Annotated in this window: 6 protein-coding genes and 2 pseudogenes; 3 read left to right on the top strand and 5 right to left on the bottom strand. The window is 73.4% G+C overall.

All coding sequences use genetic code 11. The features are described from left to right. Positions 1–1,486: pseudogene (locus AXW62_RS37575) on the bottom strand (DEAD/DEAH box helicase); the annotation flags it as partial. A 750-nt stretch (positions 1,487–2,236) separates the two neighbouring features. Between AXW62_RS37575 and AXW62_RS37570 the strand changes: the two are divergent. After that, a complete protein-coding gene (locus AXW62_RS37570; RefSeq protein WP_102865823.1) occupies positions 2,237–3,001 on the top strand; it encodes a ferritin-like fold-containing protein in 765 nt (254 codons plus the stop codon). An 81-nt stretch (positions 3,002–3,082) separates the two neighbouring features. On the opposite strand, the gene AXW62_RS37565 is transcribed toward AXW62_RS37570, so the two are convergent. From AXW62_RS37565 to AXW62_RS37550, 4 genes are all read right to left on the bottom strand, one after another. Further along, positions 3,083–3,355, bottom strand: coding sequence for a hypothetical protein (locus AXW62_RS37565; protein ID WP_060948326.1), 273 nt, complete (start codon positions 3,353–3,355; stop codon positions 3,083–3,085). Positions 3,356–4,114: 759 nt separating this feature from the next. Then, positions 4,115–4,342, bottom strand: coding sequence for a DUF3107 domain-containing protein (locus AXW62_RS37560; protein WP_060948325.1), 228 nt, complete (start codon positions 4,340–4,342; stop codon positions 4,115–4,117). A gap of 199 nt (positions 4,343–4,541) precedes the next feature. After that, positions 4,542–5,183 carry a TetR/AcrR family transcriptional regulator gene (locus AXW62_RS37555; RefSeq protein ID WP_030822882.1) on the bottom strand — a complete coding sequence of 214 codons (642 nt, stop codon included), beginning with the start codon at positions 5,181–5,183 and terminating at the stop codon, positions 4,542–4,544. A gap of 138 nt (positions 5,184–5,321) precedes the next feature. After that, positions 5,322–5,552 (bottom strand): Rv3202a family protein, encoded by a 231-nt coding sequence (locus AXW62_RS37550; protein WP_060948324.1) that lies wholly within the window; start codon positions 5,550–5,552, stop codon positions 5,322–5,324. A 146-nt stretch (positions 5,553–5,698) separates the two neighbouring features. On the opposite strand from AXW62_RS37550, the gene AXW62_RS37545 reads away from it, so the two are divergent. Next, positions 5,699–6,733 carry an alpha/beta fold hydrolase gene (locus AXW62_RS37545; protein WP_060948323.1) on the top strand — a complete coding sequence of 345 codons (1,035 nt, stop codon included), beginning with the start codon at positions 5,699–5,701 and terminating at the stop codon, positions 6,731–6,733. Further along, positions 6,726–7,180, top strand: a pseudogene (locus tag AXW62_RS45235) (DUF3152 domain-containing protein); the annotation flags it as partial. The gene AXW62_RS37545 and the pseudogene AXW62_RS45235, both read left to right, overlap by 8 nt.

Here is a 7,180-nt window from a genome sequence, read left to right as displayed (position 1 = left end):
CTGTTCGGTGGCCGGGGCGGCGGCCCGGCGGCCGCGGCCGGCCCGGCCTCCGGTCTCGCCCAGGTCCTCGATCTCCTCGGCGGCCAGCCCGGCCCGGGTGCGCTCGGCGCGCGGGAGCACGCCGGTGGTGCCCTCCGGGATGTTCAGCAGCTCGTAGAGGTGCTCGGAGGTGGAGTACGTCTCCTCCGGGTCGTTGAACGGCAGGTCCAGCGCCTTGTTGATCAGCTGCCAGCGCGGGATGTCGTCCCAGTCGACGAGCGTGACGGCGGTACCCGAGGCGCCCGCACGACCGGTACGGCCAATGCGGTGCAGATAGGTCTTCTCGTCCTCGGGCGACTGGTAGTTGATCACATGCGTGACGCCCTCGACGTCGATGCCGCGGGCGGCGACGTCGGTGCACACCAGCACATCGACCTTGCCGTTGCGGAAGGCGCGCAGCGCCTGCTCGCGCGCCCCTTGGCCGAGGTCGCCGTGGACCGCGCCGGAGGCGAAGCCACGGTGCGAGAGCTGATCGGCGATGTCGGCGGCGGTCCGCTTCGTACGGCAGAAGATCATCGCGAGGCCGCGGCCCTCGGCCTGCAGTACGCGCGCCACGACCTCCGGCTTGTCCAGGGAGTGGGCGCGGAAGACGTGCTGCGTGATGTTGGCCACGGTCGCGCCCTCGTCGTCCGGCGCAGTGGCGCGGATGTGCGTGGGCTGCGACATGTAGCGCCGGGCCAGGCCAATGACGGCGCCCGGCATGGTGGCCGAGAACAGCATGGTCTGGCGCTTGGCCGGAAGCATGTTGATGATCTTCTCGACGTCGGGCAGGAAGCCCAGGTCGAGCATTTCATCGGCCTCGTCCAGGACGAGCGCCTTGACGGCCGAGAGCCGCAGCTTCTTCTGGCCCGCCAGGTCCAGCAGCCGGCCCGGGGTGCCGACGACCACGTCGACGCCCTTCTTCAGGGCCTCGACCTGCGGTTCGTAGGCGCGGCCGCCGTAGATCGACACGACGCGGACGGCGCGGACCTTGCCGGCGGTCAGCAGGTCGTTGGTCACCTGCTGGCACAGCTCACGGGTGGGGACGACCACGAGCGCCTGCGGGGCGTCGGTCAGCAGCTCGGGCTTGGCACGGCCGGCCTCGACGTCCGCGGGGACGACGACGCGCTCCAGCAGGGGGAGGCCGAAACCGAGCGTCTTGCCGGTGCCGGTCTTCGCCTGGCCGATGACGTCGGAGCCGGAGAGGGCGACCGGAAGCGTCATCTCCTGGATGGGGAACGGGGACGTGATGCCGACGGCTTCCAGGGCCTCGGCTGTCTCGGGGAGGATCCCGAGTTCTCGGAAGGTGGTCAGGATGCTTGCCTCTTCTGTGAGACGCGGCGGGAGGCGGCGAAGGGGGTCGCACGGCGCCCGGGTGCACCGGCCTTGGGGATGGCCGGTTCGGCGCGGGACCACGGCCTTCGCTCGAGCGCTCACGCCGCGAGCGGGTCCCTCCTGCCGTGCGCATAGGTGATGCGCGCCGCGCGGAGGGCGGTCGGGTTTGGAGCCGATCGGGCCACCGACCGGGCATCCGCATTCGTGGACAACCCGCCGATAGTCAGCGGGCGCATTTACCACTGTACCCCGGAAGCGCGCATCTGTGACCGGGCTGTCCCGTGCGGGGCGTCGGCGGGCGTGGCTGACCAGGCAGGAAAGCCGAAGGGATGCGTCGCGGTCGTGAACGAAGAGCGCGCGGTTTCCACGGAACGAGACGGGCGTCCGAGCACGGCCGACCGCCGCCAGAGGACGCCTCCCCGCGGGGCCCTCTGGGGGCTGGGACGCTTCGGCGGTGGCCTTTCTGTGGGGCTCGGGGATGCTCGGGTGGGTCGGCGGTGGCCTTCCTGGCGGGGCTCGGGGAGGCTCGGGTGGGTCGGCGGGCTTCGGCGGGGACGCCTCCCGGCGGGGGCTTGGGGGAGGTCGGCTGTATGGCCCTGTGAGGTGGGGGACGCGTGGGCGGGGGCCCCGGCGGGTCCCGAGAAGGCCGGGGTGTCTCGCCGGGCTTCCGCTGGGTCTCCGCGGCTTTCGTCGGGGCGCCCCGGGTGGGGGCCGGGGCCCCCGGGGTGCTGGGCGGCGGCGCCTCCGGCGGGGGCTCGGGGAAGGCTCGGGCCTCGTCGGGGCACCCCCTGGCGGCGGCTGGGGGAGAACGGGGCCCCGGCAGGACCGCGGGCCCAAGGACGCGGGCCCTCCCCGGGGAGCGGAGCGGACTATTGTGCGCTCCATGGAGACGCCTGACACGCCTGAGACGCCCGCCACGACCGCCGGGGACCACGCCGCTTCCCCGAAGCACACCGGGATCGCCGCCCAGGACTGGGACACGGCAGCCGCGGACCCGCAGTACCGGGCCGCCGTGGTGGATCTGCTCGGCGTCCTCGCCTATGGCGAGCTGGCCGCCTTCGAGCGGCTGGCGGAGGACGCCAAGCTGGCGCCCACGCTCGAGGACAAGGCGGAGCTGGCGAAGATGGCGTCCGCCGAGTTCCACCACTTCGAGCGGCTCCGGGGCCGGCTCTCGGCGATCGGCGAGGACCCCACGGCCGCGATGGAGCCGTTCGCGGCGGCACTGGACGGCTTCCACCACCAGACCGCGCCCTCCGACTGGCTGGAGGGCCTGGTCAAGGCGTATGTGGGCGATTCGATCGCCAGTGACTTCTACCGCGAGGTCGCGGCCCGGCTGGACGCCGACACCCGCGACCTGGTGCTCCAGGTGCTGGACGACACCGGCCACGCCTCGTTCGCGGTGGAGAAGGTGCGTGCCGCGATCGAGGCGGATCCGCGGGTCGGCGGGCGGCTGGCGCTGTGGGCGCGGCGGCTGATGGGCGAGGCGCTGTCGCAGGCCCAGCGGGTGGTCGCGGACCGCGACGCACTCTCCACGATGCTGGTGGGCGGGTTGGCCGACGGCTTCGACCTGGCGGAGGTGGGCCGGATGTTCTCGCGGATCACCGAGGCCCACACCAAGCGGATGGCCGCCCTGGGGCTCGCCGCATAGGCCCGGAGACGGCCCGGAAGATCACGGAACGAACGGAACGAGGGGCTCCGGCGGCCGGTGGCGCCCCGGAGCCCGCTTGCGTCACGCCGTGACCGAGCGCCTGCGGCGGGTCCTGGCGGGGCGGATGAGCAGCGACAGCAGGGCCGCCGCGAAGCCGAGCGCGACGATCAGCACCGCCGCGGTGTGCCCCGAGCCGAGCACCGTATGGGTCAGCAGGGCGCCCAACAGCGCGGCGGCGGGGCCGGTGGACAGGACGAGGGGCCGCGCGGGCAGCCTTCGGGGGAGCCGGTGGAGCGCCCCGTACGCGATGACGAGACCGATCAGTACCGAGGCGAGCGCTTCCCAGAACAGCATTGGCGCGTCCTTCCCGTGAGCGGACCGGGACCGACGCGTGATCACGCGTCGCTCGTGCCCGTACTACCCGTGCCCGAGCGGGGGCAACCCTGTCCACGGGGCGGTCTGGCGCATCCGGCGTACGGCACCGCTGAGCTTTCCGGACGCCGGTGTCCCAGAGCCTCGGAGTGCCTGTGCCTTACCGACCGGGCACCCAGCGGTGGTTGCTGGAGCCGGGGCCGGAGTGCCAGTGCCGTGGGGCCCGGATGCTCGGGTCTTCCGGCCGGGACGCCTCCCCGTGGCCCCCGGGGGAGACCGGAGCGCCCTGGAGACGGACCGGGTTCTCGGAGGTTCCGGAGACGGACCGGGTCCTTGGCGGCCCTGGAGACGGATCGGGTCCTCGGAGGCCCGGGAGATGGGCCCGGCCCTTGGAGGCCCTGGAGACGGACCCGATCCTTGGAGGCTCCGGAGACGGACCGGGCCCTCGGAGGCCCTGGAGATGGACCGGGTCCTTGGCGGTCCCTGGCACGGGCCCGGCCCTTGGAGGCCCTGGAGATGGACCGGGTCCTTGGCGGTCCCTGGCACGGGCCCGGCCCTTGGAGGCCCTGGAGACGGACCGGGTCCTTGGAGGCCCCGGAGACGGACCGGGGCCTCCAAGGCCCTGGGGACGGACCCGGCCCTCGGAGCGTCCCGGAGGCGGACCGGGGCCTTGCGAAACAGCAGGCGGCGGGTTCGGTGGTGGTCCACCGAACCCGCCGCCTCGGGCGTCGGGTGAATCCCTCAGGCCGCGCCGAAACCGACCCTGCGGGCGGTCGGCTCGCCGAGCTCGACGTACGCGAGCCGGTCGGACGGGACCAGGACCTTGCGGCCGTGGTTGTCCTCCAGGGTCAGCACCTGGCTCTTGCCACCGAGTGCCTCGGCCACCAGGCGCTCGACCTCCTCGGCAGACTGCCCGCTCTCCAAGGTGATCTCGCGGGGCGCGTGCTGCACGCCGATCTTGACCTCCACGGCCTTGTCCCTCCGACGGTCAGTTGAGTGCGCGGCCACCCGCGCTGTACCCAGCACACATTAGCCGGGCCGGGACACCCGCCGGGGGCCGCGGGCGCACGCCCGCAGCGAACACGCTCGCCGCCGCGAATTCGCGCCCCCACGGCCCGGAATGGCGCCCGGCCGCCCGGTGACGGCCCGGTGACGGCCCGGTGACCGCTCAGTGGCCGCCCTCGGCCCCGTGCAGCGGGAACCCCGCGATGCCCCGCCAGGCCAGCGAGGTGAGCAGCTGTACGGCGGTCTCCCGCGGGACGGCGCTCTCGCTGGAGAGCCAGTAGCGGGCGACCACCTGGGAGACCCCGCCGAGGCCCACGGCCAGCAGCATCGACTCGTCCTGGGACAGCCCGGTGTCCTCGGCGATCACCTCGCTGATCGCCTCGGCGCACTGCAACGAGACCCGGTCCACGCGCTCGCGCACCGCGGGCTCGTTGGTCAGGTCGGACTCGAAGACCAGCCGGAAGGCACCGCCCTCCTCCTCGACGTAGGCGAAGTACGCCTCCATGGTCGCCGCGACGCGCTGCTTGTTCTCGGTGGTCGAGGCGAGCGCGGTGCGCACCGCCTGCAGCAGTGCCTCGCAGTGCTGGTCGAGCAGGGCCAGGTACAGCTCGAGCTTGCCGGGGAAGTGCTGGTAGAGCACCGGCTTGCTGACTCCGGCGCGCTCGGCGATGTCGTCCATCGCGGCCGCGTGGTAGCCCTGGGCGACGAAGACCTCCTGGGCGGCCCCCAGGAGCTGATGACGTCGGGCTCGGCGCGGCAGGCGCGTACCTCGTGGGCGCGCCTCGGTCTGCTCGATGGCTGTCACGCCGCCTCCCAATGAATGATCCCTGTGCACGGGTGTCCACCGCGCCCGCCATCGTACTTTTGGGTAACCGGGCGGCGCGCTGTCCGTGCGGAGAATTTCACGGACCGGACTCTATGAAAAGCCCGCAAATAACGCAGGTCACCGGTAGTCCTCCTCATTCACCTCGACGATCCGGGCCTGTTCCGCCCGGTCGGCCTCGTTGGCTTCCAGGTACTCGTCGACCCGGGGCGGTTCGTCGCGCTGGGGGAGCACCTCGAAGTGCTGCTCGGCGGCGTCCGCCTCGGGGGCCTCGACGTCGTACCCGGTCGTTTCGTCGGTGTTCTCGGCGGAGTCCTCGAAGGTGTCCGGGTCGCTCGGGTCGATGGACATGTACTCCCCTTCCCTGTTGCGGCTTCCCAGTGGCGAGATGGTCGCCCCTGTGTCTTACGAGCCTAGGAGAGGTCACTTTCGGACGCTACGCGGTGTGTGAGCGCGAACACACGGTCGCACGCGTGATCGTCTCGTAACATTGCCGCATGTCTTCGACCGAGCCGCCGGAAGCCCGCATCGTCGCGGCGGTCCCGCCGGCCAGGCCCGTGCGGGTCGGAGCCGGGGAGAAGCTGCGGACCGCTTCCCTGCCGGGGCTCACGATGACCGTGCGGTGCCGTCCGCCGTCCGCCTCCGGGCTGCCGCCCGCGCTCTTCGTGCACGGGCTCGGAGGTTCCTCGCAGAACTGGTCCGCGCTCATGGAGCGGCTCGCCGACCGGGTGGAGGGCGAGGCGCTCGACCTCCCCGGCTTCGGCGACTCCCCGCCGCCGGACGACGGCAACTACTCCATAACCGGCCATGCCCGCGCCGTGATCCGTTACCTGGACGCGTACGACCGCGGGCCCGTCCACCTGGTCGGCAATTCGATGGGCGGGGCGATCGCCACGCGCGTCGCGGCGGTGCGGCCCGATCTGGTGCGCACCCTCACCCTCGTCTCGCCCGCGCTGCCCGAGCTGCGCCCGCAGCGCACCGCGGTGCCCACCGGTCTGCTCGCGGTGCCGGGGGTGACCCGGCTGTTCACCCGCATGACCAGGGACTGGGACGCGGAGCGGCGCACCCGCGAAGTGATGCTGCTCACCTACGGCGATCCGAGGCGGGTCAGCCGGGAGGACTTCGCCTACGCGGTGGAGGAGTTCGAGCGCCGGCTGGCCCTGCCGTACTTCTGGGACGCGCTCACCCGCTCGGCGCGCGGTGTCGTCGACTCGTACACCCTGGGCGGCCAGCACTCGCTGTGGCGGCAGGCCGAGCGGGTGCTCGCGCCGACGCTGCTCGTCTACGGCGGCCGGGACCAGCTGGTGTCCATGAGGATGGCGCGGCGGGCGAACGCCGCCTTCCGCGACTCGCGTCTGTTGACGCTGTTGGACGCCGGGCATGTCGCGATGATGGAGTATCCCGAGGCAGTGGCGCGCGGGATGCGCGAGCTGCTCGATGACGTTGACGGACGAGATGACCGGGACAGCCGGGAGGCGCGGGGGGCCGTACCGGTGTCCGGCACGGACGGGAGCGGTGCGGCGCGTGGGTAAACACAGCGCACGTGGCAGCCAGGAGGACCGGGAGCGCCGGTCCGCCGCGGCCGGCTCCGGCCAGGGGAGCGGCTCGGGCCCCGAGTTCGTGGAGCACATCGCGCCCGGCGCGGCTCCCCTGGCCGATGGCGGCGCACCGGGGACCGGGCGCCGCCGCCGCGCGGTGCCGGGAGCCGCGGACCCCGCGATGACCGCGGCGCAGGGCGTGCCGAGACCGGCGTACGGCCCGGGCGGGCCGGCGGCGGGCGCCCGGGGCGGACATCCCGAGCAGCGCGAAGCGGGCGGCGGCTGGGGCGACGTGGGCGGCCGCGCCCCCGGTGGCCCCGGGGGCGGCCCCAGCGGCTCCAGGGGGCCGGGGGCACCCGGCGCTCCGCGGCCTCCTTACGGCGTGCGCACCATGAACCCGCCGCAGCGTCCGACGACGGGCGGCACGGGCGGCGCGGCCGG

This window comes from Streptomyces hygroscopicus subsp. hygroscopicus, from assembly GCF_001553455.1.
Taxonomy (GTDB): domain Bacteria; phylum Actinomycetota; class Actinomycetes; order Streptomycetales; family Streptomycetaceae; genus Streptomyces; species Streptomyces hygroscopicus.
The sequence above is the reverse complement of the archived record's forward strand: the minus strand, read 5'-3'. Positions and strand labels throughout refer to the sequence as shown.

Coding starts and splice junctions, on each gene's coding strand:
- AXW62_RS37570 (WP_102865823.1), top strand. CDS start 2,237: ATGGAGACGCCTGACACGCCTGAGACGCCCGCCACGACCGCCGGGGAC.
- AXW62_RS37565 (WP_060948326.1), bottom strand. CDS start 3,355: ATGCTGTTCTGGGAAGCGCTCGCCTCGGTACTGATCGGTCTCGTCATC.
- AXW62_RS37550 (WP_060948324.1), bottom strand. CDS start 5,552: ATGTCCATCGACCCGAGCGACCCGGACACCTTCGAGGACTCCGCCGAG.
- AXW62_RS37545 (WP_060948323.1), top strand. CDS start 5,699: ATGTCTTCGACCGAGCCGCCGGAAGCCCGCATCGTCGCGGCGGTCCCG.